The sequence below is a fragment of the Methylobacterium sp. WL9 genome (genome assembly GCF_008040035.1).
Lineage (GTDB): Bacteria > Pseudomonadota > Alphaproteobacteria > Rhizobiales > Beijerinckiaceae > Methylobacterium > Methylobacterium thuringiense.
The window spans coordinates 1-26,346 of the sequence record NZ_VRVE01000061.1; the positions used below are offsets into that span (position 1 = coordinate 1).

The window sequence follows — 26,346 nt, forward strand, 5'->3', positions numbered from 1 at the left end:
GCCGGGCGGCGCGGCGCAGGGCGATCCGCGTCGTCGGCCGGATCCGGGGGCGAGCCCGGTCCCGGCGTCGAAGCGGCCGCGGCGGAGGCAGGAGCCGGAAACCGGGGCTCGTCGGCCGAAAACCTCGCGCCGGCCGTCAGCCGGCGGCCGAGTTCGAGATAGAGGGTGAGATCGTTGATGGCGCGATCGAGCGCCTCGCGCTGGCGGCGCAGGGCGGCGAGCTGCGTCTCGGCTTCGGCTTCCGATAACACCATGGCGTCGTCCTCAAGCCGGTTTTTTCGCCTGGCGGCTGTCTTGGAATGCCTTAGCGGAATATTCCTCGAAGAACCAGTTATTCCTTATTCGGAATCAGATATTCCATACCTGCATGAAGGGAATTCCAGAGCGCATTCCCGTCCGAACTGGAATATTCCATGCCGCGTCACGCATCCCGGTCAACGGCATGGCCAATCCGGGCAGCATGCTGGTACGATACGCGGTATGCGGTCCGGTGCATGCCGTAACGATCCACGGCAGCTTGATATTCCGAGATGGAATTAGGCGGCGTTACGTTTCTTCCGAGCCAATCCGATGGCCTTCGGCGGAACGATCAGGGCGCTCGGGTCGGCCGGGTTCAGCACCATGCCGCGCTCGTCGAGGGTGATCGGCAGGCGCGGAAATACCTCGAGCACCCCGGCGAGGTCGGCCTTGAAGGCCTGGCGGAAGCTGCGCTGCGAGGCGTTGTCGGCCCCGAACTGCTTGTGCAGGTTGTCCCAGGTGAGCCTCAGGGGCCGCTGGAGGGCCCGCAGGCGGTAGCCGGCCCAGAACAGCAGGTCGAGCTTCCGCGCCGATCCCGACAACGCCCTGGCCGCCCGGATGTCCACGGGGAGGGCGTGCTTGATCAGGCTCTCGTAGAAATCCTGGTGGAACTGGACTTCGCGCTGCCAGACCACCTCTCCGGAGCCCTGAGGGCGCCACAGGTCGAGCCGGCGGAAGGGCGGCACGGTGAGGGTCGAGGCGGTCTCCTTGCCGTCCCAGAGGCCGATCTGCATGGAGCAGGCGGCGAGCCGGTTGAGCTGCTCCTTGAAGGCGCCGATGGTGCCGCGCTCGCCACCGGTCACCGCAAATCCCATCTCCCGCATGAAGCCGGACAGGCTGTCGGCCACCGCGATCACCGGGCTCCGCTGCCTCACCGCCTCGGTGCAGAGGTGCAGCAGCACGAGCCGCGCCTTGGGGCCGTAGGGCAGGCCCTGCATCTCCATCTCGCCCGTGATCGGGTTCTTCAGGCGCCCGGCCGAGAGGCTCAGCGAGTTGCGGCCGTACTCCCGCAACACCTCGCGGACGGGTCCGGGATCGCGATACGGCAGGCCGCACAGCGCCAGCACCGAGTGGATGTGCTGCAGGTTTTCGGGCACGGCCGGTTCGTTCTCGATGACCTCGCGCACGGCGTCGCGGCGACGCTGGTCCCGGGCCATGCCCTCGCGCCGGGTCTTTTGGGAGTTTTCCGTCGCGGCCTGGGCGTCGCGATCGCGCTGCCGGAACAGCAGGTGCTCGACGATCTGGGCGAACAGAAATCCGCCCCGCGCCGCCTCCAGCTCGGCGCGCAGGTCCGGGTCGCGGATCCCGTCGATCTTCTGTTCGAGCCCCGCCATGCCTTGCGTCCGCCAACGTCCTCTTCGGCACCCTGCCCCGTCGTATCGCCGACGTCCAAGTGTCTCTCAGGAGCTCCCGCCGATAGGGGTTCGTGAGGGGCACTCGGCCCGGGTGGCGGCGGATGTGGCACGATTCGGACCCCGGGAGTCCTGTGGCGGATCGGTCTTATCCCGGCTTTCCCCGCTTCTCGGGCCTCGCCATCCCCAGGCTCGCTCCGGGGCCGGTCCGCAGAGTTCGATACGGGCCGGATCACTGCGGATCAGCCCACGCAGAGTTCAATACGGAGGCCTGAAGCCGGGTTCTCCCCGGAATGCACAGCCCGACCGGTTTTCCCACGCCGAATCCCATGCGAACCCGCGCAGATTCCGATGCGATCGATCCGGGAATCCACGCAGAGTTCCATACGGAGCCACGCAGAATCCGATGCACAGCCACGCAGAATCAGATGCACGAAACCGTCTCAACACACTGTCGCCGCAGCGTTATTCGTCCCCCCCTATAACCTGCTGAACTGACTCTCTTAAAAGAGCGAAGCAGATATTCTTCCTACCCTAGGCGCGAGGCGTTCGCTGAGCCGAACCGCCAGGAAGGGGTTCAATTTATGGAATATAAGGAATTATCCACATGCCACACCCGGTTTATCCAACGTAGCTCGGCCATTCGGGCGTCGAGGCCGGGAAAAGCCTTCAGATGCGCATTCGGAACGAAAGCGGTACGAACGCCACCATGACGAATCACCCGATCGAGACGCTGCTGCAGCTCATGGCAACCCTGCGTGATCCGGAGACGGGCTGCCCCTGGGACGTCGTCCAGACGCCCGCGAGCATCGTGCCCTTCACCATCGAGGAGGCCTACGAGGTCGCCGACGCGGTGGAGCGCGGCGATCCCGAGGATCTCAGGGACGAGCTCGGCGACCTCCTGCTCCAGGTGGTCTTCCAGGCCCGGATGGCGGAGGAGGCGGGCCGCTTCGCCTTCGCCGACGTCGTCGCCGGCATCGTCGCCAAGCTCGTTCGGCGGCATCCGCACGTGTTCGAGGCCGACGGCAGCCTGCTTCCCGCCAGGCGAGGCCGCGGCGATCCGGCGGCGGTCGAGGCGGCCTGGGCGCGGATCAAGGCGCAGGAGCGGGCTGAGAAGCTGGCCCGGGGCAGGGTGCCGGCGGCGGCGGGGCCCCTCGACGGGGTACCTTCCGCCCTCCCCGCCCTTACCCGCGCCGAAAAAATCTCACGGAAGGCCGCCTTCCATGGGTTCGATTGGCCCAATGCGCGGGAGGTGATCGCCAAGGTCCGCGAGGAAGCCGACGAGGTCGAGGAGAGCCTGGCGGCCGACGATCCGGAGGCGGTGGCCGAAGAGATCGGCGACCTGCTGTTCTCCGTGGCGAACCTCGCCCGCCATGCCGGCGTCGACGCGGAGGAAGCCCTGCGGCGGGGCACCCGCAAGTTCGAGCGCCGGTTCACGGCCATGGCCGACCACCTGGCAAAGGACGGCCGGACCCTGGCATCGGTCGACCTGCCGGCGATGGAAGCCGCCTGGCAGGCGGTCAAACGCGCCGAGGGCTGAGAACCACCCTCCCCGTTCGCAGCGCTACCGCGCGACGGCCCGGCTCGCCTTCCGGCCGCGCTTCGGGCTCTGCGGCTTCAGCCGGTCGAGGATGCGTCCGATCGCCCGCTCGACCTCGGCCCGACCGGGCGGAGACCTGGCAAGATCCTCCTCCTCGGGGAGCGGATTCGAAGGGCTGGGTGCGCGACTCTTCGGCATGGCGCCGATTCTAGCAGAGCCCCGGCCGCACGCTCCCGACAGGACTACGCAGGACGCGCCCCGGATCCTGTTCTCCCGTGATCCCCGTATCGGAGGATCACGGGAGCAGGGGATCCTTGTGCGCGGATCCGGTACGGCGGCGCCCGAATGGCCAGTCGATCACGTGGACGGCATAGAGCGCCCACCACACCATCACCGGCTGCATCGCGAAACGGGGGCCGTGATACCACCAGCTGTCCGGGATCGGCGGGATCGCGATGTGGTCCAGGGCCTGCTTCACGTTGGCCGGAAACACGCAGACGGCGTAGAGCGCCAGCATGATGCCGGCGAGGCGCCTGAGGCGTGCGGTCGTCAGCGCCAGCGCGCCGGCGATCTCGCAGAGGCCGGTGACGATCACCACGAAGCGCGGCGCCGGCACCCAGTCCGGCATGATCGGCAGGAATGCGTCGGTCGCGGTGAGATGCACGATGCCGATGCCGGCATAGACGACGATCATCACCCAGCGCATCCAGGCGCGGTCGTCGTCCCCCTGCCCCTGCCCCCGCCCCGTCACGACACGGTCTCCGGGGCGACATTGCAGGATGCGGCGACGGCCTCGCGGACGGCCTGGATCAGATGCGCGACGGTCGCGTTCCCGGCACTGTCCAACGAGCGATCTCCGATCGCGGTCACCGGGCTCACGAGCCGCAGCGAGTTGGTGAGGATCGCGGCATCGGCTCCCGTGAGTTCGTCGAGCGGCAGGGGCCGCTCGTCCACCGCGAGCCCGAGCCTCGCGGCAACCGCGAAAATCTGCGCCCGGACGATCCCCGGCAGCACCCCCTCCTCCAGGGACGGCGTCACCAGCGTTCGGCCGAAAATCCCGAAGAGATTGCCGATGCCGGCGCAGGCGACGCGGTCGCGTGTGTTGAGAAAGAGGGCTTCGTCGAACCCGGCCGCCGCCGCATCGCGGGCGGCCAGTACGGCGTCGAGATAACCGAGGCTCTTGAGGCGCGAGGCGGGAGAGGTCTCGTTGCGGCGGATCGCGGTGAGGTGGAGCCGCATCGGGGCGAAGGCGAGGCCCGGCCGCATCGGCCCGGAACGCGCGAAGAGGAACGGCCGGGCCTCGGCGGGCGGGGCGATGCCCCTCGGTCCCGGACCGCGGGTCATGGTGGTGCGGATCACCGTCCGCGGGGCGGCGACGGCGACGGCGCGCATCGCCGCGACGATCCGCTCGGGCTCATCCGCGAATCCCAGCGCCTGCGCCGCCGCTACGAGCCGGGCGACATGGGCGTCCTCGAAGGCGATGCGTCCGTCGCAGGCGAGCGCCGTGTCGAACACGCCGTCGCCGAGCAGCAGGCCGCGATCGGACAGGTCGAACGGGATCGGGCCCTCGACGACCCGGCCGTCACACCAGAGCATCGAGGCTCACTTTTTCCGGCATCCGTCCCCGCCCCTCACGCCAGGCGCGGGCGAGCCGGAGGAAATTGGAAAAGATCGCGTGGCCGCCTTCGGTGAGCACCGATTCCGGATGGAACTGGATGCCCCAGGTCGGATGCCGGCGGTGCGACAGCGCCATGATCTCGCCCTCGGCCGAGACCGCGTTCACCGCGAGGTTTTCGTTCATGCCGGGTTCGGGCGACACGATCAGCGAGTGGTAGCGCGCCACCGCCATCGGGTCGGGCAGGCCCGAAAACAGGCCGGTGCCGTCGTGGCGCACGGGGGTGGCCTGGCCGTGGAGCGGGCGGATCGCGCGCTCCACGCGCCCACCGAAGGCCGCGCCGATGGCTTGGTGGCCGAGGCAGACGCCGAGGATCGGCACCACGCCCGACAGGTCACGGATCGCCGGCAGGCTGACCCCGGCCTCGGCCGGCGTGCAGGGCCCCGGCGAGATCACCACGGCGTCGGGCACCATGGCGCGGATCTCGGCGACCGAGAGCGCGTCGTTGCGGGCGACTGCAACCGTCTCGCCGAGCTCCTCGAAATAGCGCACGACGTTGAAGACGAAGGAATCGTAGTTGTCGACGACGAGAATCATCGGCCCCCCTCGCCGTCCGGCGCGAAGGCGGCGAAGACCCGGGCGGCCTTGGTCAGGGTCTCTTCGTATTCCGGACCGGGCTCGGACAGGAGCGTGATGCCGCCGCCGGCCTGGAGCACGGCCTCTCGTGTGTCCATGAACACGGTGCGGATGGCGATCGCGGTATCCATGGTGCCGTCGAAACCGATGGCGCCGATGGCACCGCAGTAGAGTTCCCGGGCATCCCCTTCGATCTCGGTGATGATGTCCATGGCCCTGAGCTTCGGCGCACCGGTGATCGAGCCGCCGGGAAACGTCTTTGCGATGAGGTCGAGGGCATCAGTACCCTCCCGCAGGGTGCCCGTGACCACCGAGACGAGATGGTGGACCGAGGCATAGGATTCCAGACCGCACAGGACCGGCACCCGCACGCTGCGCGGCTCGCAGACCCGCGAGAGATCGTTGCGCAGCAGGTCGACGATCATGATGTTCTCGGCGCGCTCCTTCGGGTTTGCCTGGAGGGCCTTTGCCAGCGCGGCGTCCTCGTCGGGATCCTCGACCCGGCGCACGGTCCCCTTGATCGGGCGCGTCTCGACCTCCCGGCCGCGCAACGTCAGGAAACGCTCGGGTGAACTCGATGCGACCGTCAGCTCGTCGAAGGCGAGATAGGCGCCGAAGGTCGCGGGATTGGTCGCGCGCAGCCGCTGGTAGAGCGCGAACGGATCGAAGCCCGGCGGCAGTTCGGCGGAGAAGCGCTGGGCGATGTTGGCCTGGTAGATGTCGCCGGCCCGGATGTAGTCGCGGACCTTTTCGACTGCGTCCTCATAGCTTTGCCGCGAGAAGTTCGAGTGCCAGGTAAGCGGTGCCGGAGTGGATTTGGTTTGCGGTTCGGGCTCGGCCGGTGTCCCGAGCAATGCGGCGAAGGCGTCGAGACGGGTCTGTGCCCGGGCCACGCGTGCGTCCGGATCCGTGGCGGGAAATCCGGTGGCGATCAGGACGCAGCGGTCGTGCTCGTGGTCGATCGCGAGAAGTGTGTCGTAGAGGTTGAAGGCGATGTCGTCGGTCAGCCCGGCCCGACGCGGCGGCTTCGCCACACGCTCCAGCTCCCGGCCGAGATCGTAGGCGAAGTAGCCGATCGCGGCGCCCGGAAAGGCGGGGAGGTCGGGCTGCGGCGGCAGCCGGTAGGGCGCGAGGCAGGCGCGCAGGGCCTCCAGCGGCTTGCCGTCGAGAGCCTGTCCGTCGAGGGTAGCGCGGCCCTCCCGTAGGCGAAAGCGGCCGAACGGATCGGCGCCGAGCACGGAGACGCGCCCGAGCATGTGATGCTGCATGGCGCTGTCGAGGAAGGCGAGCCCGGGCAGGCGCGACAGGCGCTGTGCCGCCACGATCGCGTCGATGGATGGGATCTCGCGGGTCCAGACCATGGGGGCGGTGATTTCGCGTCTCGCGCTCGGGTGTGTCGCAAGCACCAACTGCGCCGAGAGACCTCCCGTCAATTCCCGCTCGGTGCGACCCGTCTGCAGCCAGGGCATGAGCGCCCTGCCCTTTCGAGCTGCAGGCCTTCATCCGGAGCACGAGGACAATATGCCAAATTACTGAAATCGAATGGATTCGGCGTTTCATATACGATCTCGGACGATTGCTGGCGGCACGCTGGGCGCGGCGGCGCCGTCGGGCATGCTTCGGCCGGCCAGGCCGACGCGGGGCGCGAGGCTCGCAACGCGGGCAGTGGCGGGCTATACCCCGCGCATCCTCTTGCCTTCGCGATCCGAGCGGCCCAACCGGCCGCCTCGCGTCACGTCGCCGTCCGAGACGCCATGACCGCCACCGCCGTACCCGCAGATGCCGTGACGAAGGCCGCCCCGCGGATCTCCTTCGTGTCGCTCGGCTGCCCCAAGGCGCTGGTCGATTCCGAGCGGATCCTCACGCATCTGCGGGCCGAGGGTTACGAACTGGCCCGCCGCCACGACGGGGCCGACGTGGTCATCGTCAACACCTGCGGCTTCCTCGATTCGGCCAAGGCGGAATCGCTCTCGGCGATCGGGGAGGCGATGGCCGAGAACGGCCGGGTCATCGTCACCGGCTGCATGGGCGCACAGCCCGAAGAGATCCGCGAAAAGTATCCGAACCTGCTCGCCGTCACCGGCCCGCAGGCCTACGAATCCGTGGTCGCCGCCGTGCACGAGGCGGTGCCGCCGGCGCACGACCCGTTCCTCGACCTGATCCCGCCCCAGGGCGTGAAGCTGACGCCGCGGCACTACGCCTATCTGAAGATTTCCGAGGGCTGCAACAACCGCTGCACCTTCTGCATCATCCCGAGCCTGCGGGGCGATCTCGTCAGCCGGCCGGCGGCGGACGTGCTGCGCGAGGCTGAGAAGCTGGTGAAGGCCGGCGTCAAGGAACTGCTGGTGGTCTCGCAGGACACCAGCGCCTACGGCGTCGACACCCGCTACGCCGCGAGCCGCTGGCAGGACCGGGACGTGCGTGCCCGCTTCTACGACCTCTCCAAGGAACTCGGCGAGCTCGGGGCCTGGGTGCGGTTGCACTACGTCTACCCCTACCCGCATGTCGACGAGGTCATCCCGCTGATGGCCGAGGGCAAGGTGCTGCCGTATCTCGACATGCCGCTCCAGCACGCCTCCCCCAGCGTCCTCAAGCGGATGCGCCGGCCGGGCAACCAGGAGAAGCAGCTCGAGCGCATCCGGCGCTGGCGCGAGATCTGCCCGGACCTCGCCATCCGCTCGACCTTCATCGTCGGTTTTCCCGGTGAGACCGATGCGGAGTTCGAGGAACTCGTCGACTGGATCCGGGAGGCCCGGCTCGAGCGGGTCGGCTGCTTCGAATACGAGCCGGTGCGCGGTGCGACCGCCAACGATCTCGGCGTGCCGGTGCCTCCCGAGGTGAAAGCCGAGCGCAAGCGGCGCTTCATGGAAGCACAGGGTCTGGTCTCGCTGAAGCTGCAGCGGGCCAAGGTCGGCAAGCGGCTCCAGGTGATCATCGACGAGGCCGGGCCGGGGGGCGCCAAGGGCCGCTCCAAGGCCGACGCGCCGGAGATCGACGGCACGGTCCACGTTGCTTCCCGCCGTCCCCTGCGCCAAGGCGACATCGTCACTGTGAAGATCGAGCGGGCGGACGCCTACGACCTGCACGGGATCGCGGTGTAGCGGACACGTCCCGGGATCCTGTGACGACAGGATCCCGTTAGGTTTGTATTTCGCGACTATCGATCCGATCGACGCCGGCTTCGCACATCGCATACCAAGCCCGGCTGACCGACCCGTCGCGGTCGATGCCACGGACCGCATCCTCCACGACCGCCACCGCGAAGCCTTCGGCGCGTGCGTCCAGCGCCGTCCAGAGGATGCAGAAGTCGGTGGCCAGACCGGTGAGGACGAGGCGGGTCAGGCCGCGCTCGCACAGGTAGCCGGCGAGGCCCGTGCGGGTCTTCCGGTCGGCTTCCATGAAGGCCGAGTAACTGTCGACCCCGGACCGGGTGCCCTTGCGCAGGATCAGTTCGGCCCTGTCGAGGTCGAGTCCGGCGGCCAGTTCGGCGCCGTGCGTTCCCTGCACGCAGTGGTCCGGCCAGAGCACCTGCTCGCCGTAGGGCATCGGCACGGTCTCGAACGGCGCTCGCTCCGGATGCTGCGCGGCGAACGAGGCGTGGCCCGCGGGGTGCCAATCCTGCGTGACGACGACATGCGGCGCCCGCCGCACGAGCCGATTGATCGGCGCGATCACCGCGTCGCCGTCGGGCACGGCCAGCGCCCCGCCGGGCAGAAAGTCGTTCTGGACGTCCACGACGACCAGGACATCGCCTTCCGTGAACCTCATCGCCAAACCGAGGATCGCGAAGGACGAGTCCTTCGCCGTGTCCGGGCAGAGCCCGGAATCCTTGTGTCCCGTGATCCCAGGATCACGGGATCATGACCGTGGATCCGGTCGTGTTCCGCCCCGCGAGATCGCGATGCACCTGCGCCGCGTCGGCGAGCTTCGCCCGGGAATGGATCGGGATCGTCACCGCCCCGCTCTTCACGACCTCGAACAGTTCGGCGGCGTTGGCGTCGAGCAATTCGCGGGTGGCGATGTGCGTGAACAGCGTCGGGCGCGTCGCGTAGAGCGAGCCCTTCTGCGCCAGGATGCCGATGTCGAAGGCGTCGATCGCGCCGGAGGAGGATCCGAAGCTCGCGAAGGTGCCGAAGGGCCGGAGACAGTCGAGGGAGGCCGGGAAGGTCGCCTTGCCGACGCCGTCATAGACGACCGGCACGCCCTCGCCCTTGGTGATCTCACGCACGCGGGCGGCGAAATCCTCGTCGCGGTACAGGATCACATGATCACAGCCGTGCTGCTTGGCGAGTTCGGCTTTCTCGGGCGAACCGACCGTGCCGATCACTGTGGCGCCGAGATGCTTGGCCCATTGCGTCGCGATGAGGCCGACGCCGCCGGCGGCGGCATGGAACAGGATCGTGTCGCCCTTCTGCACGCGGTAGGTTCGGCGCAGCAGGTATTGGGCGGTGAGACCCTTCAGCATCATCGCGGCGGCGGTCTCGTCGCTGACGCCGTCCGGGACGTGGACGGCCCCGGAGGCATCGACCACGACGTCCTCGGCATAGGTGCCGCTGGCGCCCGCATAGGCGACGCGCTCCCCGATCCTGAAGCCGGTCACGCCCTCGCCGACGGCCGCAACCTCACCCGCGCCTTCCTTGCCGAGCGTATGCGGCAGCGACGGCGCCTTGTAGGTTCCCTGGCGGAAGTAGATGTCGATGAAGTTGACGCCGACGGCCGTCTGCCGAACGCGGATCTGGCCGGGGCCGGGCTCCGGGGTCGGCACGTCCTCGTAGACCATCACCTCCGGGCCGCCGTATTCGTGAATCCGGATCGCCTTCGGCATGCTCGCTCGTCCTCAACGTTGGGTCTCGACGGCGAAATAGGGCTGCGACCAACGAAGAGACAGCCTCAGGCCTCGGCCACCGTGATCGTCATTCCGGTGCCGAGCAGGCAGCGGCGGATGCGGCCCTCGATGTCGGGCGTCAGTCCACGCACGCTGACATGCATCGTGGCCGTGTCGTCGGGCCGGACGTCGAGGGTGTAGCGCAGACCTTCGTCGTGCATCTGGCGTAGCAGGTTGGTGCTCGCGACGGTCATCGCCGCGATGTGCTGCTCGATCAAATGGGACTTCATCGGCCCCTGCTACGCGTCCGCGCGCTCGTCCTCAACCTCGTTCGCGCAAGCCCCTTCGTCTTCGAAGACAGGACGGCGCGTGTTCTCGATCGGCGGAAAAAGAGCGGCGAGCCCCTGAGAGACGCCGTTCAACAGGGGATCGAACGACGAGCCGAAGCTGCGCTCCTCGTGTTCGCCCGCCGGCATGGAAAAGGTGTTCAACGGACACTCCCTGCGCCGCCCAAAGACCAAACGCTTGGGGGTAATGCAGACCGGAAGCTTTGGTTTCGTCCGAGCTCCGGCCGGATCCGGCTGAAGCTCCTCAGCGACGCATGGTCTTGACCCGACGGCGTCGCCGCCTCTGTAAGCTCTGGGCAGAGGCGCGGCGCAGGGGTCGCGCTGAAAATCCCTCTTGGGATTGCGATGTCCTTGGGGTTGCGATGTCGGGCATGGTTCGGTTCGAGGCGGCGGTCGTTGGCGCGGGGGCGGCGGGGCTCGCGGCGGCGCTCGCCCTGGCGCGCGAGGGCATCGCTACCGCGCTCGTCGGGCGGCATGCACCGGTGGCCGACGGGCGTACCGTGGCGCTGCTCGACGGCTCGGTACGCTTCCTCGATGCGCTCGGCGCCTGGGCGACGATCGCTCCGTATGCGGCGCCCCTGGCCGAGCTCCATCTCATCGACGACACCGGCAGCCTGTTTCGTCCGCCCCCTGCCCGGTTCGTCGCGTCGGAAATCGGGCTCGACGCCTTCGGCTGGAACGTCGAGAGCGCCCGACTGGTCGAGAGCCTGCGTCTGCTCGCCCGGACGACCCCGAACCTGACCCTGTTCGAGAGCGATGCGGCCGAGAGCCGGCGCGACGATGAGCGCGCCGTCATCACCCTCCAGGACGGCGGAACGGTCGAGACCCGCCTGATCGTCGCCGCCGACGGAGCCCGCTCGCCGCTCAGGGCGGGATCGGGCCTGACGGTTCGGGACTGGTCCTATCCGCAGGCGGCGATCACCACGATCCTCGCTCATGAGCGCCCGCATCGCGACGTCTCGACGGAGTTCCACACCCGGGCGGGGCCTTTCACGCTCGTGCCGCTGCCGGGCGGCCACCGATCGAGCCTCGTCTGGGTGACCGGCGAGGGGCCGGCTCGACGGCTCTCGGCTCTCGATGACGGCGCACTTGCGTCATCGGTCGAGCGTCAGGCGCAGGCGATGCTCGGCGCCATGCGGATCGACGGACCGCGCGGGCTGGTGCCGATGCGCGGGCTTTCCGTCTCGACGCCCGTCGCCCTGCGGCTGGCACTGATCGGAGAGGCGGCCCACGTATTTCCGCCGATCGGCGCGCAAGGCCTCAATCTCGGGCTTCGCGACGCCGCTTCGCTGCGCGATGTCGTGATGGCTGCCCGTGAGGCCGGACGCGATCCCGGTTCCCAGGCGTCGCTTGCGGGCTTCGGCCGCAACCGCGGTGCCGATGCGCGCCTGCGCGGGACGGCCGTCGATCTTCTCAACCGCTCGTTGCTCGCCGACCTCGTGCCCATCGATGCCCTCCGCGGTCTCGGCTTGGTCGCCATGAGCACGCTGGCGCCCTTGCGGAAGATCGTGATGCGGGAAGGGGTGCTGCCGCGCTTCGGTGCGCCGAGCCTGATGCGGGGACGTTGAACTGGCGTCGCAGACTCAGCGCGCTGCCGCCGAATCGCCCAAGCCGTCCGTCGGTTGTGTGGCGGTGCCCTTGACGCTTTCCAGCGGGCCGTCACCCTTGACCTGACTCGCGGTGAAGGCCGTTCCGGCGCGGCCGAGGCCCTCGCCGTGCTGGTAGAGCGCCTTCATGTAGTCGGGGTCGAACGGTGCGGACGAGGCCTTTGTGAAGCGGCCGTCGATCTCGGCGACGTGCAGGTCGAGTCCCGAGCGCTGCGCGAAGATCTGCGCCAACGCGATGGCACCGCGGGTCTGCGCCTTGATCGCCGCCGACATCGAGTGGCCGAGCACGCCCAGGATCGTGCGCGGCGCGATGCCGAATTCCGGCGTCAGCCGGTTGTTCACTACGAGATAGACCGAGTGGGTCGGCAGGTGGACGCCGGACGTGCGGCCGACGAGGGCCGGTGCCGGCGCGAGATAGAACGGCGCCATGGCCCCGCCGTCGTTGTGCATCTCCTGGAAGCGCTTGCCGTCCTCGCCGAGCGCATCGATCATCACCGGCGGAAAGACGCCGGGAATGGCGGTGGAGGCGAGCACGATCTCGCGAAACAGCTTCAGGGCCTTGTCGCCGTAGCGGCCGGCATCCTTGCCGGCGGCGAGGCCGGCGATCGCGCCCATGTCCCAGACCGTCGAGCGCTCGGCGTCGACCTGGGTCGTCGCGATGAGGAGGCGGCGGCCCTTGGCGTGCTCGGCGGCGACGGCCTTGAGCAGGTCCGGCGTGACCGACTTGTCGATGCGGTCCTTGAGCGGCCAGTTGTCGGTGAGCGCCGCGGTGGGATTGCCGCCGAGCTCGAACACGTCGGCCGCGGTGATCTCGGTGTAGTTCGCCCGGAGCGCCGGGTCGGCCGCCGGGCCGACGAAGGCGAAGGGCGCGATCAGCGCACCCGTCGAAACGCCGGTGACGACGCCGAAGGCCGGCCGGTCGCCGGCCTGCGACCATCCGGCGAGCAGGCCCGCCGCGAAGGCGCCGTTCTCGCCGCCGCCCGACAGCACGAGCCAGGGATCGCCCGCGGCCCCTGCCCCGTCGATCAGCGCCTGGAAGGCCCGGGGATCGTCGCCGTCGAGGCGCAAGCGGCCCGGCAGGCCTTCGGGCCAAGCGGTGGCCGATTCCGCGGCGGTGAAGTCGACGCGCTCCGGTTGCGTGGCCGGCTTTTCGGCCTGCTTCTTCTCGACGGGATGCTTCCCCGCCGCGTGCCCCGCAGGCCTCGCAAAGGCCACCGGCGGCGCGGCCGCGAGGGCCAGCACCACGGCGCCGACGAGCATGGACCGTCCGGTCGATGCGATCATGATGGCCAATTCCTTCCCGAGGCCGCCTCGACCGAAGAACACGGGAGGCTCCGGCCTGTTCCTGATGGGCCGCGTACGAATGACCCCCATGATGGGGTGCTCCGTGCGTCAGCGCACGTCGAGGTGACGTCGGCATGGCGGGCGCGTGCAACCGCCCCAATACAATCTTCGGAGGGAAGGAGCTTGGGATCGGAAACTTCGACGAACGCACGAAAAACATGGGAATCGGCTTTTTTGCCGACTTCGCACACCGTCGAGCAGGTCTGAGAGGCGCTCATGATTTCGATTAACCAGTTGAAATCCGCTCGGCCGACTGCCTCGGCAAGATAACGACCAAAGCGTGGTCTTGCCTAGTGTCCTCACATTCCAAAATCGTGGAATCCCGTCGACGGCCGTGCCGCACGATCCGGGTCGCTGGCCGTCCCTGGGCCGACGAGCATCGCCGCGGCGGGCTAGAGCCGTATCCGACCTGATTGCATCAGGCCGGCGGCTCTAGGCCATCGTTATGACGCGCTTTCTTACGACCGACCGGTATCCACTCGGTCGGAAAGCGCTCTAGCGTGACGGTAAGCCGGCTCAGGCGACAGCAGGCCTTGCTCGGAGATGGACCTCACGCTCCCGATCTCTGCCGTCGCACGACGTTTTCGGGAAACCGGATTCCACTTTCCCGCATCATGCTCTAACCGGACGGCCAGAATGTCTGCCGAGATGGCCGCACCCGGAGCCCGAGACCTCATGAAACTTCCGCGCCGCTTCTTCCAGCCGCTCGCCGCCGGTGCTCCGGAGCCGTTCCGTGAACTTCCGGTGAAGCTCGAGCGCATGATTCACTTCGTGCCGCCGCACAACGAGAAGGTTCGCGCGAAGGTCGGCGATCTGGCCGCGACGGTCGACGTGGTGCTCGGCAACCTCGAGGACGCCGTGCCGGCCGACCAGAAGGAAGCCGCGCGCAAGGGCTTCATCGCCATGGGCAAGGAGATCGACTTCGCCAGGACCGGCACCGGCCTCTGGACCCGCATCAACGCCCTGAATTCGCCCTGGATTCTCGACGACCTGTTCGAGATCGTCGCCGAGATCGGCTCGAAGCTCGACGTGGTCATGGTGCCGAAGGTCGAAGGGCCCTGGGACATCCACTACATCGACCAGCTGCTGTCGCAACTCGAGGCTCGCCACAAGGTCGAGAAGCCGATCCTGGTCCACGCGATCCTGGAAACGGCGGAAGGCGTCGCCAATGTCGACGCCATCGCCTCCGCCTCGCCCCGCATGCACGGCATGAGCCTCGGGCCGGCCGACCTCGCGGCCTCGCGCGGCATGAAGACCACCCGCGTCGGCGGCGGCCACCCCGAATACCGCGTCATCTCCGACGCCAAAGGCGAGGAGGCCCGCGCCTCGGCGCAGCAGGACCTCTGGCACTACACGATCGCCCGCATGGTCGATGCCTGCGCCGCCAACGGCATCAAGGCGTTCTACGGCCCGTTCGGCGACTTTTCCGATTCGGCCGCCTGCGAGGTCCAGTTCCGCAACGCCTTCCTGATGGGCTGCGCCGGCGCCTGGACGCTGCACCCGAGTCAGGTCGCCATCGCCAAGCGGGTGTTCGCGCCCGATCCCGACGAGGTGAACTTCGCCGCGCGCATCGTCGCGGCGATGCCCGACGGCACCGGTGCGGTGATGCTCGACGGCAAGATGCAGGACGACGCCACCTGGAAACAGGCCAAGGTCATCGTCGACCTCGCCCGGCTCGTCGCCGACAAGGACCCGGAACTGGCGAAAGTCTACAAGCTGCCGTGATCCTGCCGCAGGGCAGGATCGGGTGACATGGACGAGAGCCCGGCCTATTTACCGGCCATGCATGATGCTGCGATGCCCGACGACCTGATCAGAACGGCCAAGTTCAATCTCGGCTCGGTAGTCCGTCACCGGATCTATCCGTTCCGCGGCGTCGTATTCGACGTCGACCCGGAATTCGCCAACACCGACGAATGGTGGCAGGCGATCCCGGAGGAGGTCCGGCCGCGCAAGGACCAGCCGTTCTACCACCTGCTCGCCGAAAACGCGGACAGCGAGTACATCGCCTACGTCTCGGAGCAGAACCTCGTGCCCGACACCTCGGGCGAGGCGCTGCGCCATGCCGGCATCTCCGAGGTGTTCGACCGGGCGCCGGACGGCGCGTATCGGGTGCGGGCCGGCCAGGCGAACTGATTTTTTGCTGGTTTAGATTGGCGAACGTGAAAAAAGGCCGGGCATTGCTGCCCGGCCTTTGCGTCGTGTCGTAACCGGATCGGCGTCTCCACCCCGATCCGGGATAGAGACACCCTCATCCAAAAAACTATTTCGGCGCGGCGTTGGCGGCCGGTGCGGCGGCACCGTTCTCGAGGTTCTTGCGCATGGCATCGCTCTTCTTCTCGAGCTCGGCCTGGAGCTTCTTCTGCTGCTCTTCGAGCACCTTCGGATCGACGGCCGGGCCGTCGAAGGCCGTGCCGAAGCCGGCGAGCGGCACCGCGAAGATGACTTCCTTCTGGGTCTGGTTCTGCACGGCGACGTTCAGCAGCGTGCCCTTCTTGAGGGCGGCGATGAATTCCGGCGTGACGCCGCCGGCTTCCGCGAAGCAGCCGTTGGGGAAGCAGACCGCGAACTTGCCGGCGGTGAGTTCCTTGCCGTCGATGCTGAAGCGGATGCCGGGCGCCAGCATCAGGCCGAGCGGCAGCAGGAAGCGGACGACCTTGACCTCCTGCTTCTGGGCCGCGTTCTTCATGTCGTAGACGGCGGCCGCGAGCACCGGCTGGCCGTTGTCGGAGACGAAGTCGCGCGTCGTGTAGCAGACGTCGGTACCGGAATTGTTGTCCTTGCCGCAGACCTTGGTCCACTTGTCCTGGCTCGGCTCGGACTTGACGGTGATGATCTGCGGACCGGCCTGCTGGGCGGCACCCTGCTGCGGCTGACCGGCCGGAGCGGGAGCAGCCGGCGCAGGCGCCGCCGGAGCGGGCTTCTTGTTGGCTTGGGCGAAGGCCGGGCTGGCAAGGCCGGCGCCGAGGCCCGCCAGGGCGATGAGCGCGGCTGTGCGCAGCGGGCGCGCGGGACGGTTTGCAGAGAACATCGGCTTCATGACCCCTTCAACGGATTCGAATCGTCGCTTCGTGGTGCGGCTTTCGTGACGCACGCAGTGTCCGAAGAGCAGCGGGACCGATGCGACCCGACGGACCGGCGATGGGCCTATCCCATCCGGAAGCGTCGGATCTTCGAGGACGCCGGCCCTGTCTCCAGGTAACCCGTTGCCCGGTCGAACGATCGCGCGGCCTGCTTTCCCCCCGTAATGCGGCGAAGGCATGACGCCTGCGCCGTACACGGATGCCGGGTGAATCGGAAGGGCGCAGATCGGTCCGTCTGACGGAAACCATCATTCGGACTCGCGGCCGGGCCGCTCAGACGCCCTCGATGTGGATCGGTCCCGGACTGGGGACGTAAGCCGACAGGTCGAGACCGTGTCGGGTGCCGCCGTCCTCGTCCGTATCGAGCAGCGTGAACCCGAGCCGGCCGTAATGGCCGCGTACCATCCCGTTCTTCGCGCTCGGCCCGTAGAGGCCGATCAGGCGTTGCGCGCCCCTCTCCGACGCGGCCTGCACGAGCACCGACAGCATCGCCGCCTCGACTCCGCGCCCGAGCACGCGACAGCTCATCAACCACGACTCGATCACGCAATCGCCCGTTCCGGTCAGACGGCCGACGACGAGGCCGATCATCCCGTTATCCGCGAGCCTGTCGATGAGGCGGAACTGGCGGCAGAGGACGTCGCCGTCCGCCATCAGCGCCAGCGTGGCGTCCTCGGTCGTGCGGCGGGTGGTCAGGTTGAACTGGTTGGTCTTGTTCGTGAGCTGGACGATCCGGGCGAGGCCGATCCGATCGAACGGGGCGGCGACCAGCCGCATGTCGAGGCCGGCGAGATAGGCCGGCAGGTCGGCCGCTTCCGCGAGCGCCGAGCGATGGACGGCCTGCGCCGCGTAGTGCCGGCCGCGGGCCCGGTCTTCGTCGGTGACGGCGAGGGCTTCGAAATAACCGGCTTCCGCGAGGCAGGGCGCGTAGCCCGACGGATCGTCGGGCAGTTCGGGCACCGCCACCATCGGCAACTCGGCGCGGACGAGCTCGCGCTCGAACGGGTTGTCGTCGACGAAGACCAGGGATTCCAGGCCGATGTTCAGCGTCGCGGCGACGCGCCGGAGGTTCTGGGCCTTGTCGTCCCAGTTCGCCAGGAAGACGGCGATGTCGCCGCGGCGCAGCAGCATCTCCGGATGGTGTTCGAACGCCTCCAGGGCATTGGCCTCGTCGTTCTTGGAGACGACCGCGAGGATGACGCCCCGCGCCGCCAAGTCGCGGGCATAGGCCTGCAACGAGAGATACGCCTCGCCCTCTGCGCTGCCCTGCCCGAGCACGATCCCGGCGAGCCCGTCATCGCCGATCACCCCGCCCCAGACGGTGTTGTCGAGATCGAGCACCAGGCACTTTCGCGACAGGCCTTTTCGCGCGGCGAGCAGCCTGGCGAGCCGGTCCCCGTAGATCGGCGCGGCTGCGGCGCTGACCTCGTGTTTCGCCCTGAGCCACCAGACGGGATCGTGCAGCGCCGAGAGACCGTAGCGCAGCGCCATGTCGTCGAGGGCGAAGACGTCGACGCCCTCCTCCGGCGCAGCCTCGCGGATCTCGGCGTTGAGCAGCATGGTCGCCCAGGCGCGGGAGCCCGCGAGCGCATGTTCGTTCGCGCCCAGCAGCGGCAGGGCCGTCGGGAGCAGGGTCTGCTGCAGGATCGGGCAGCGGAAGCGTGCGCGGGCCTGCCGCCACAGGTCGCGCATCCCCGCCAGCGCCGCCGCGCGTGCGCCGTCGGCCGAGGCGCCGTCGGCCGTCGGGTTGATCCCGCGGGTGACGTGGGCCGTGTCGAACGCGAACAGGATCTCGTCCGGCCGGAAGGCGTGCAGCCCCGACGCGTCGTCGAGCACGTCCTGGAGATAGGAGCCGTAAGGCCCTTCGTAAGTCTCGAGCCGGAGTCCCCTGCGCAGGGCGCCGACGCGGATCGCGGGCAGCAGGTGCGAGACGGTCGAGGAGGCCAGAACAGCGAGCTTGACCGGCGGGGGTCCGAAGCTCTCGGCTGCATGCGCCAGGCGCTTCTGAAGGGCGCGGTCGAGCTGGTTCGTCCGGAGCGCGTCGAGCCGCGTGCCGGCGAGCCGGACGAACGCCTCCCAGGGCGCATCCGGCGCACCGAGCGACGCCAGCGCGCCTGCCCAGTCGCGCGGTTCGGGCAGCCAGGAGAGATGCATGGCCCCGCCCGTCAGCCCGGCCCGTCAGCTCTGCCTGCGGTCTTGCGCGCGATCGTCTCCGCGAAATCGCCCACGCGAGCCATGGCGTCGACCTCCCGGCTCGTGAAGCGGATGCCGAACTGCGATTCCGCCGCCATGATGAGTTCGATCATCCGGCCGGAATCCCATCCGGCGACGTCCTGCGCCGTCGTCTCGGGCGCGATCGTCAGCGCATCGTCCTGGAAGACGTCGCGGAAGACCGAGGTCAGTTGCTCGTAGATCGCGTCGTTGTGCATGGAGAGGAAACTCCGAGGCGTCCCGCCCGATCGGGTTGCGGCTGTTCGTGACGATGCGGCCTCTGCCTCGGATCGGCAGCATTTCTGTGGCATGCGCCGGCCGGCGAACTGGGCTATCAATCGCCTCGCGCCGGAGCCGTATCCGAACCGGTCGACGGTTTCGCGGATCGGACCAGGGGAGGCGCTCGGAGGGGCATGCGGTTTTTCGTAGACGCTGACGAGGGCCACGTCATCCATGGATGGGTCGTCCCGGACAACCCGCTGGCGATCAGCCGTATCCACGTCTCCGTCGACGGACGACGGGTGGCGGAGATCGCGGCGAGCGAGACCATCGCCGAACTTCGGGAAGCGGGCCTGCACTCGACCGGGCAATGCCGGTTTCAGGTCAACGAGCAGAACGTTCCGGGCCTCGCAGGGCTTCCGCGGGTCGAAGTCCGCGACGTCGACACCAACGTCCTCATCCATCGCCGCATCCCGGATCACGGCCTGTGCAGGCTGAAGGCGGTCCTGGTGAACACCGGCATCCATCCCGAGACCGTGCTCCAGGCGGCGCTCTACCCGCATTTCCAGCAGAGCTATTTCGGGATCGGGAAATTCTCCGAGCAGGTCCTGTCGGTCCTGTTCGAAACGCCAACCCTGACCTCCTGCTTCCTGTCCGGGGCGCTCGTCTATCCGCGCTACGAGTCGCATTTCGTGCTGCAGGACATCCTGACGATGATGCTCGTCCAGGAGCCGTTCGTCGAAATGGCGAGCCGTATGCTCTGGCTTCGCGAACGCACCGCGCTCGCCCAGGATCCCGACCAGAGCTGGCGCCTGGGCGATCTGGCGGAGGCGGCGCGGTTCACCGCGGATTACGACTATGCCGACCCGAAGAGCCTGAGGCGGTTCTTCCGGATGCTGCCGGAATCGGCCTATCGCCTGCTCTACAACCCGCTGACCCGGCTCCTCGGCACGCGGTTTCCCGAAGACCGCATCCTGCCCGCCAACTCCATCATCGCGGTGGAGGTGCTCTCGCGGGTGTCGATCGTCGGCCACCGCGACTACTTCGAAGCCTTCGCCGCGACGGTGTTCGACCGGTTGGGGATCGATGCCCCGGTGCCGTCGCCCACACCGATCGCCCCGGAGGCCTACGCCCTCGCCGATCGCCTGCGGGCCCTGCGCGACGTGCAGGACTTCCTGAACTTCGACATCGTGATGAGCGAGGCCATCCGGAAGTCCGTGGCCAAGAGTTGGGCGAAATGAACCGCCGGCGCGTTTTCGCGGGCGCACCCTCGCCGGCTCTTAACGCTCGATTAACCATGACGACCCCATCACCGCAGGCGGGATCGGGGATGCGTCCAGGTGTCTGCGCATTGGGTTGTCACGGAAGCTGAGTCGCTGCGGGCGCCGTCATTGGCGCAGATCGGGCTCGGCGCATTGTTGCGGCTCACCGCCCGGCGCCATCCCGACCGCGTCGCCCTGATCGATCCCGCCGACAAGCCGCTCTGGAGCGGCCGGCCGCCGATCACCTGGACCTATTCCGCCGCCGCCGAGATCGTCGAACGCCTTGCCCGCGGCCTGCGCGGCTGGCGTCTGCCGCCCGGGAGCCGCATCGGCCTGTGCCTGCCCGGCAGCGCCGAGAGCGCCCTGGCGCTGCTCGCGGTCGAGGCGGCCGGCCATGTCCCCTGTCTCCTGCCGGCCTCCTGGGACGAGGACAACCTCGTCGCGGCCGTCGAGAGCGCCGGACTCTCCGCCGTCCTCACCCAAGCCCGCCTCGGTGCGTCTGCCCCCGCCGAGCGGCTCTGCGCGGTCGCCGCCCGCTATTTCGGCTTGCGCTACGTCGCGGCCTTCGGGCCGGAGGTGCCCGACGGTGTGATCAACCTCGATCGGGTCGTCCTGGAAGAACGCGCCGCGGCGGAGGAATCCCGATCCGACGCGCCGGTTTTCTCCGGCGGCGTCATCAGCTTCGCCGCCGGCGACCCCGGCCGGCCGATCCACCGCACCGGCGGCTCCCTGGTCGCGGCGGCGGCGGCCCACCTCGTGGCGACCCGCGTCGGGCCGGACGAGCGCATCCTGAGTCTCGTCGGCCCGCACGATCTGCGCGGCCTCGTCACCGGGCTCGCGGCGGCACTGGTCTCGGGCGCGAGCCTGGAGATGCTGCCGCTCTTCGACGGGGCGGGCTTCGCGACGGCGTTGGCCCGCGCGGTGCCGACCCATCTCGTCGCCCCCGGCTTCATCGAGGCCAACCTCACCGGCCGCGCCCTGCCCCCGACGCTGCGCTCGATCGGCCTCGTCCACCGGGCGCCGGTCCGCTTCCCGAACCGCAGCCGTCGGCCCGGGCAGGCGCTGCAGGTCGATGCGGTGATCGACACGGTCGCCTTCGACGAAACCGCGATCGTCTCGGGCCGGCGCGGGACGAGCCGCGACCTCGCCCTCGTGCTGGCGGCGCCGGAACGCCTCGCGCTGCCGGAGAGCCTGATGGCGATCCGCCGGGATGATGAAGGGCGCCTCGCGTTCCGCGGGCAGGCCTGCGCCGCACTCCCATTGCAACGCGGTATGGCGCCGACCGAGTCCGACCATTCCTGGCGGACGAGTCCCTACGCACCGGTGGTCTCGGCCGGTCTCGCGACGGCGATCGTCGCGCATGCGAGATTGGACGCCGACGGTATCGCGGACCATTTCGCGAGCGCGTGACGCGGTTCGCCGGCCCCTTCCCTGTTCCGGCAGCGTCGCACGTCCGCCTGTGGGCGGAACCCGAATTCCTTCATGCAACCAGTCGGTTCCGGCCGATGGACGGGCTTGGCGGCCGGCCGTGCGGAGACATTCGTCGCTTCCGTTCAGCACCCGCTCATCGGCGTCGGCGCACCTTGCCGGCATCGATGTGGCCGGCGAACCAATTCGGCCCTTGCGAGTTGTTGCGGTGCCGCCCTTCCCAGGGTTGCCGATCTGGGGTAACACCGACGATCATGGGTGCGCTGCAACAAGTGCTCGTTGTCGACGATGGCTTCCGCGCCGTCGACCATTCCCTGGCTGCCGACCTTGCGGGGCTCGGTTATGCCAGCGTCACCGCTTCGATCGAGGCTTTCGACGACGTGCTCGCGGTCATCGCGCGCCCCGCCGCAGTGCTTCTCCAGATGTCCACGCGGCGCGACGCGGCCTATGATCGCCTCGCCGAACGCCTGCGCGAACAGATGAAGCGCGGCGGCATCCCTGTCATCGACATGGACGACGCGCTTGTCCGCGTCGGGGCCCCGGTCGATCTCAAGAGCCGAATCGGCCCCTACGTCCTCAACGAGCCGGACCTGTAGAGCCTCGTGGTAACGGGACGATGACGGGCGGGCCGCGAGGCCCGCCCTTTTCGTTTTCACGCCGCCTTCTTCCCCGTTCCCACCATCTTCGCGAGACTCCGAAGAATCCCGGTCGTCTCCTTGAGGCGGGCCGGGATCGAGGTCAGCTCGCGGATGAACACGATGCTCATGTCGGGTCGCACCTTGGCGAAGGAGGCCTGGGCGGTGACGTATGCGATGAGCCCCTGCGGGTTGGCGAACTTGCGCTCGCGGAAGTGGATCACGATGCCCTTCGGGCCGGCCTCGACCTTCTCGATGTTGGTGTCCATGCAGAGAATCTTGATCGTCACGATCTTGAGAAGCTGTTCCACCTCCGGCGGCAGCTTGCCGAAGCGGTCGATCAGCTCGGCGCCGAAGCTCTCCAGTTCCTGATCGTTCTCCAGCGTCGAGAGGCGGCGGTAGAGACCGAGCCGGACGGTGAGGTCCTCGACGTAGTCCTCGGGGATCGTGACGGGCGCGCCGAGCGCGATGGTCGGCGACCACGCCTCCTCCACCGGCTCCTCGATGCCGGCCTTCAGCGCGGTGACGGCGTCCTCCAGCATCTGCTGGTAGAGTTCGTAGCCGACCTCCTTGACGTGGCCGGACTGCTCGTCGCCCAAGAGGTTGCCGGCGCCGCGGATGTCGAGGTCGTGGCTCGCAAGCTGAAAGCCGGCGCCCAGGGTGTCGAGGGTCTGCAGCACCTTGAGGCGCTGCTCGGCCTGGGCGGTGAGCTGGCGGTTCGCCGGAGTGGTGAATAGGGCGTAGGCGCGGGCTTTCGACCGGCCGACGCGGCCGCGCAGCTGGTAGAGCTGGGCGAGGCCGAACATGTCGGCCCGGTGCACGATCAGCGTGTTGGCGGTGGGGATGTCGAGGCCCGATTCGACGATCGTAGTCGAGAGCAGCACGTCGTACTTGCCCTCGTAGAAGGCCGTCATGACGTCTTCCAGCTGCCCCGCCGCCATCTGGCCGTGGGCGACCGCGACGGTGGTCTCCGGCATCTCACGGTCGAGGAATCTTTTGACCTCGGCGAGGTCTTCAATCCTGGGCACCACGTAGAAGGACTGCCCGCCGCGGTAGCGCTCGCGCAGCAGCGCCTCGCGGATCAGCAGCGGATCGAACGGCGTCACGAAAGTGCGGACCGCGAGGCGATCCACCGGCGGCGTGGCGATGATCGAGAGTTCGCGCACACCGGTCATGGCGAGCTGGAGCGTGCGCGGGATCGGCGTCGCCGAGAGCGTCAGCACGTGCACGTCGGCCTGCAGCGTCTTCAGCCGCTCCTTGTGGACGACGCCGAAATGCTGCTCCTCGTCGACGATGATCAGGCCGAGGTCCTTGAAGGCGATGTTCTTGGCCAGCAGCGCATGGGTGCCGACGACGATGTCGACGGTGCCGTCGACGAGGCCGGCCCGGTTCTGCCGCATGTCGGCCGCCGAGACGAAGCGCGAGAGCTGCGCCACCTGAATCGGCAGCCCCTTGAAGCGCTCGGCGAAGGTGCGGAAGTGCTGGCGGGCCAGCAGTGTCGTCGGCACGATCACCGCGACCTGCTTGCCGGAGATCGACGCGGCGAAGGCGGCGCGCAACGCCACCTCGGTCTTGCCGAAGCCGACATCGCCGCAGACGAGGCGGTCCATCGGACGGCCGGTGTTGAGGTCGTCGAGCACCGCGTCGATGGCGGTGGCCTGGTCCTCGGTCTCCTCGAAGGCGAAGCGGGCCGCGAACTCGCCGTAGAGCCCTTCGGGCGGGCGAAGCCGCGGCGCCTGCTTCACGAAACGCTGGGCCGCGACCTTGATCAGCGCCCCCGCCATTTCGAGGATGCGCTTCTTCATCCGCGCCTTGCGGGCCTGCCAGCCGCTGCCGCCGAGCCGGTCGAGCGCGACCTCCGAATCCTCGGAGCCGTAGCGGGTCAGGAGCTCGATGTTCTCCACCGGCAGCAGCAGCAGGCCGGTGGCGTACTGGATCTCGAGACAGTCGTGCGGCGTGCCGGCGGCATGCACGGTCTTCAGCGTCACGAAACGGCCGATGCCGTGGTCGGCATGCACGACAAGGTCGCCCGGCTGCAGCGCCTGAACCTCCAGGATCACGTCCTGCGGGCGCTTCGAGCGGCGCTTCTGGCGCACCAGCCGGTCGCCCAAAATGTCGCCCTCCGAGACCACGGCGAGCCGGTCGATGACGAAGCCGGATTCCAGGCCCCAGACCGCCACCGCCACGTCCGTGCCGCGCTTGAGCGCGTTGACGGCGGTGAGGGTGTTGATCTCCATCGGCTTCTTCAGGCCGTGGTCGCTGAGCACGCCGCAGAGCCGGTCGCGCGAGCCGTCGGACCAGGATCCGAGGATCACGTGATGACCGGATCCCTGCAGCTCCTTGATGTGGGCCACTGCCGCATCGAAGACGCTGGCCGCCTCGTCCGCCCGTTCGGGCGCGAAGTTTCGGCCGGCATGGGCGCCGCAATCGATGCCGTCCCGCCCCTCGCTCTCGGGCACCGCGAAGGGCGTCAGCCGGGCGACGGCGCTCGCCGCGATCCGCTGCTTCCACTCGTTCGTGGTCAGGTAGAGGGCGCGCGGCGGCAGCGGCTTGTAGGGTGCGACGCCGGATTGCGGCGTCTTCTGCGCCTCGTCGCGGGCGTGGAAGTAGTCCTGGATCAGGTCGAGCCGCTCGGTCGCCGCGTCCTCAGCCTGGGCATCGAACACCATCGGCACGCCGGCCACGTAGTCGAACAGCGTGTCGAGGTGGTCGTAGAAGAGCGGCATCCAGTGTTCGAGGCCGGCATAGCGCCGGCCTTCGCTCACGGTCTCGTAGAGCCGGTCGTCGCGGGTCGCCGCGCCGAACGACGCGATGTAGCCCTGTCGGAAGCGCCGGATCGTCTCGGTGACGAGCTGGACCTCGCTCATCGGCACGAGGTCGAGGGAGCGGAGCGAGCCCACGGTCCGCTGTGTCTCCGGATCGAAGGCGCGGATGGATTCGAGCGTATCCCCGAAGAAATCGAGCCGGATCGGGTTCGGCAGACCGGGCGGCGACAGGTCCAGGATGCCGCCGCGGACGGCGTATTCGCCGGTGTCCCGCACCGTCCCGGTGCGCAGGAAGCCGTTGGCCTCGACCCATTCGGTGACCTTGGCCATCGGCACGACGTTGCCGGCCGCCGCCGAGAAGGTCTCCACCGCGATCCGGGTCATCGGCGGCACGCGCTGCACCAGGGCGTTCACCGTGGTGCAGAGGATGCGCGGCTTCTCCTCCGACGAGCGCGACCGGGTCAGCCGCGACAGCGCGGTCATGCGCTGGGCCGCGATGCCGGAATTCGGCGAGACGCGGTCGTAGGGCTGGCAGTCCCAGCTCGGGAAATTCATCACCTCGATCTCGGGGGCGACGAATTTCAGGGCGTGCTGGAAGGCGTTGGAGCGGCTCGAATCGCGCGCCACGTGCACCAGCACCGCAGGTCTTTCGTATCCTTGCCCCTCGAAGCCCTGCGCCAGCGCGCGGGCGAGGTCGGCCACGACGATGGTGTCGAACCCGTCGGGCACGCTCGACAGCGTCGGGCTGTCGCCGCGCTTCAGCGCCTCCAGGGCCTTCGCCAGGGGCGCCGATTTCGGCAGGGCGAAGCGGGCGACCTGGGGTTTCGGGGCGGGAATGGGTGCGGATTTGGCCATGTCGGGCGGGATGTAGCTCGAATCGCGTCGCGGGGTGAGGGGGCGTCGGGGGCTTTCAGGGTCGCGGCCGCGCATGACTTGTCTGGGTGGGCATCGAGCCTCGACGGCGCACTGCCCAAGAGTCGGTCTCCGGGCAAGGGGGCCGAGCGAAGGGGCGCGGCAAAGGGGCCGGGCAAGAGGCACAGTCAGCCATCCGCATCCCCGCGAGCGTTACGCTCCGGCGGCATGGCCCAAACTGTCACGAGGGTGGACGCGGGACGCCGCGGAACCACTCTGTGGTTTGTAGAACTCGGTCCCACGGCGTCCCGCGGCCCGCTGGTGCGGG

At 68.7% G+C, this 26,346-nt stretch carries 23 protein-coding genes and 1 pseudogene; 8 read left to right on the forward strand and 16 right to left on the reverse strand.

Features of this window, described 5'->3' with window-relative positions; translation table 11 throughout:
- Both FV217_RS16140 and FV217_RS16145 read right to left on the reverse strand, forming a co-directional pair.
- Window positions 1-254 (reverse strand): annotated as a pseudogene (locus tag FV217_RS16140) (hypothetical protein); the annotation flags it as partial.
- Window positions 255-536: 282 nt separating this feature from the next.
- Window positions 537-1,631 carry a replication protein RepA gene (locus tag FV217_RS16145; RefSeq protein WP_147818202.1) on the reverse strand — a complete coding sequence of 365 codons (1,095 nt, stop codon included), beginning with the start codon at window positions 1,629-1,631 and terminating at the stop codon, window positions 537-539.
- Window positions 1,632-2,358: 727 nt separating this feature from the next.
- On the opposite strand from FV217_RS16145, the gene mazG reads away from it, so the two are divergent.
- Window positions 2,359-3,189: a nucleoside triphosphate pyrophosphohydrolase gene (mazG, locus tag FV217_RS16150; RefSeq protein WP_147818203.1), complete on the forward strand. Its 831-nt coding sequence runs from the start codon at window positions 2,359-2,361 to the stop codon at window positions 3,187-3,189.
- A 24-nt stretch (window positions 3,190-3,213) separates the two neighbouring features.
- Here the strand turns inward: mazG and FV217_RS22970 are convergent, their stop codons facing one another.
- The 5 genes from FV217_RS22970 to pabB form a co-directional block, all read right to left on the reverse strand.
- Window positions 3,214-3,387: a hypothetical protein gene (locus tag FV217_RS22970; protein WP_187272603.1), complete on the reverse strand. Its 174-nt coding sequence runs from the start codon at window positions 3,385-3,387 to the stop codon at window positions 3,214-3,216.
- A 97-nt stretch (window positions 3,388-3,484) separates the two neighbouring features.
- A complete protein-coding gene (locus FV217_RS16155; protein ID WP_147818218.1) occupies window positions 3,485-3,895 on the reverse strand; it encodes a DoxX family protein in 411 nt (136 codons plus the stop codon).
- Window positions 3,896-3,936: 41 nt separating this feature from the next.
- Window positions 3,937-4,785, reverse strand: coding sequence for an aminotransferase class IV (locus tag FV217_RS16160; RefSeq protein WP_147818204.1), 849 nt, complete (start codon window positions 4,783-4,785; stop codon window positions 3,937-3,939).
- A complete protein-coding gene (locus tag FV217_RS16165) occupies window positions 4,772-5,401 on the reverse strand; it encodes an aminodeoxychorismate/anthranilate synthase component II (protein ID WP_147818205.1) in 630 nt (209 codons plus the stop codon). The genes FV217_RS16160 and FV217_RS16165 overlap by 14 nt, the downstream gene beginning before the upstream one ends.
- On the reverse strand, window positions 5,398-6,801 hold the full coding sequence (gene pabB / locus FV217_RS16170; protein WP_187272604.1) for an aminodeoxychorismate synthase component I: 1,404 nt from the start codon (window positions 6,799-6,801) through the stop codon (window positions 5,398-5,400). The genes FV217_RS16165 and pabB overlap by 4 nt, the downstream gene beginning before the upstream one ends.
- A gap of 393 nt (window positions 6,802-7,194) precedes the next feature.
- On the opposite strand from pabB, the gene rimO reads away from it, so the two are divergent.
- Window positions 7,195-8,541, forward strand: a complete 1,347-nt coding sequence (gene rimO / locus FV217_RS16175) for a 30S ribosomal protein S12 methylthiotransferase RimO (RefSeq protein WP_147818206.1) — start codon at window positions 7,195-7,197, stop codon at window positions 8,539-8,541.
- A 37-nt stretch (window positions 8,542-8,578) separates the two neighbouring features.
- Here the strand turns inward: rimO and pncA are convergent, their stop codons facing one another.
- The 4 genes from pncA to FV217_RS16195 all read right to left on the reverse strand — a co-directional run bounded on the left by pncA (window position 8,579) and on the right by FV217_RS16195 (window position 10,756).
- A complete protein-coding gene (gene pncA / locus FV217_RS16180; protein ID WP_147818207.1) occupies window positions 8,579-9,208 on the reverse strand; it encodes a bifunctional nicotinamidase/pyrazinamidase in 630 nt (209 codons plus the stop codon).
- Between the two features lie 82 nt (window positions 9,209-9,290).
- Window positions 9,291-10,265, reverse strand: coding sequence for a quinone oxidoreductase (locus FV217_RS16185; RefSeq protein ID WP_147818208.1), 975 nt, complete (start codon window positions 10,263-10,265; stop codon window positions 9,291-9,293).
- A 65-nt stretch (window positions 10,266-10,330) separates the two neighbouring features.
- Window positions 10,331-10,555, reverse strand: a complete 225-nt coding sequence (locus tag FV217_RS16190; protein WP_147818209.1) for a hypothetical protein — start codon at window positions 10,553-10,555, stop codon at window positions 10,331-10,333.
- Between the two features lie 9 nt (window positions 10,556-10,564).
- Window positions 10,565-10,756 (reverse strand): hypothetical protein, encoded by a 192-nt coding sequence (locus tag FV217_RS16195; protein ID WP_147818210.1) that lies wholly within the window; start codon window positions 10,754-10,756, stop codon window positions 10,565-10,567.
- Window positions 10,757-10,983: 227 nt separating this feature from the next.
- Between FV217_RS16195 and FV217_RS16200 the strand changes: the two genes are divergently transcribed.
- Window positions 10,984-12,180 (forward strand): FAD-dependent monooxygenase, encoded by a 1,197-nt coding sequence (locus FV217_RS16200; RefSeq protein WP_238232027.1) that lies wholly within the window; start codon window positions 10,984-10,986, stop codon window positions 12,178-12,180.
- Window positions 12,181-12,195: 15 nt separating this feature from the next.
- On the opposite strand, the gene FV217_RS16205 is transcribed toward FV217_RS16200, so the two are convergent.
- Window positions 12,196-13,503 (reverse strand): patatin-like phospholipase family protein, encoded by a 1,308-nt coding sequence (locus FV217_RS16205; RefSeq protein ID WP_238232025.1) that lies wholly within the window; start codon window positions 13,501-13,503, stop codon window positions 12,196-12,198.
- Window positions 13,504-14,238: 735 nt separating this feature from the next.
- Between FV217_RS16205 and FV217_RS16210 the strand changes: the two genes are divergently transcribed.
- Window positions 14,239-15,288 (forward strand): CoA ester lyase, encoded by a 1,050-nt coding sequence (locus tag FV217_RS16210; protein ID WP_147818212.1) that lies wholly within the window; start codon window positions 14,239-14,241, stop codon window positions 15,286-15,288.
- Between the two features lie 72 nt (window positions 15,289-15,360).
- A complete protein-coding gene (gene hspQ, locus FV217_RS16215) occupies window positions 15,361-15,699 on the forward strand; it encodes a heat shock protein HspQ (RefSeq protein WP_147818221.1) in 339 nt (112 codons plus the stop codon).
- Between the two features lie 127 nt (window positions 15,700-15,826).
- On the opposite strand, the gene FV217_RS16220 is transcribed toward hspQ, so the two are convergent.
- The 3 genes from FV217_RS16220 to FV217_RS16230 all read right to left on the reverse strand — a co-directional run bounded on the left by FV217_RS16220 (window position 15,827) and on the right by FV217_RS16230 (window position 19,075).
- A complete protein-coding gene (locus tag FV217_RS16220; protein WP_147818222.1) occupies window positions 15,827-16,594 on the reverse strand; it encodes an invasion associated locus B family protein in 768 nt (255 codons plus the stop codon).
- Between the two features lie 325 nt (window positions 16,595-16,919).
- Window positions 16,920-18,800, reverse strand: coding sequence for an HAD-IIIC family phosphatase (locus FV217_RS16225; protein ID WP_147818213.1), 1,881 nt, complete (start codon window positions 18,798-18,800; stop codon window positions 16,920-16,922).
- An 11-nt stretch (window positions 18,801-18,811) separates the two neighbouring features.
- The gene (locus FV217_RS16230) at window positions 18,812-19,075 is read right to left on the reverse strand and encodes an acyl carrier protein (RefSeq protein WP_147818214.1); all 264 of its coding nucleotides are present in this window, start codon (window positions 19,073-19,075) and stop codon (window positions 18,812-18,814) included.
- A 195-nt stretch (window positions 19,076-19,270) separates the two neighbouring features.
- On the opposite strand from FV217_RS16230, the gene FV217_RS16235 reads away from it, so the two are divergent.
- The 3 genes from FV217_RS16235 (at window position 19,271) to FV217_RS16245 (ending at window position 22,362) form a co-directional block, all read left to right on the forward strand.
- Complete coding sequence (locus FV217_RS16235; RefSeq protein WP_147818215.1) at window positions 19,271-20,317, forward strand: hypothetical protein; 1,047 nt, start codon at window positions 19,271-19,273, stop codon at window positions 20,315-20,317.
- Window positions 20,318-20,416: 99 nt separating this feature from the next.
- Entirely contained in the window at window positions 20,417-21,748 is a 1,332-nt protein-coding gene (locus FV217_RS16240; protein ID WP_147818216.1) for an AMP-binding protein, read from the forward strand.
- A gap of 272 nt (window positions 21,749-22,020) precedes the next feature.
- Window positions 22,021-22,362, forward strand: a complete 342-nt coding sequence (locus FV217_RS16245; protein ID WP_147818217.1) for a hypothetical protein — start codon at window positions 22,021-22,023, stop codon at window positions 22,360-22,362.
- Between the two features lie 56 nt (window positions 22,363-22,418).
- On the opposite strand, the gene mfd is transcribed toward FV217_RS16245, so the two are convergent.
- Entirely contained in the window at window positions 22,419-26,021 is a 3,603-nt protein-coding gene (gene mfd / locus FV217_RS16250) for a transcription-repair coupling factor (RefSeq protein WP_147818223.1), read from the reverse strand.
- Window positions 26,022-26,346: the final 325 nt, after the last annotated feature.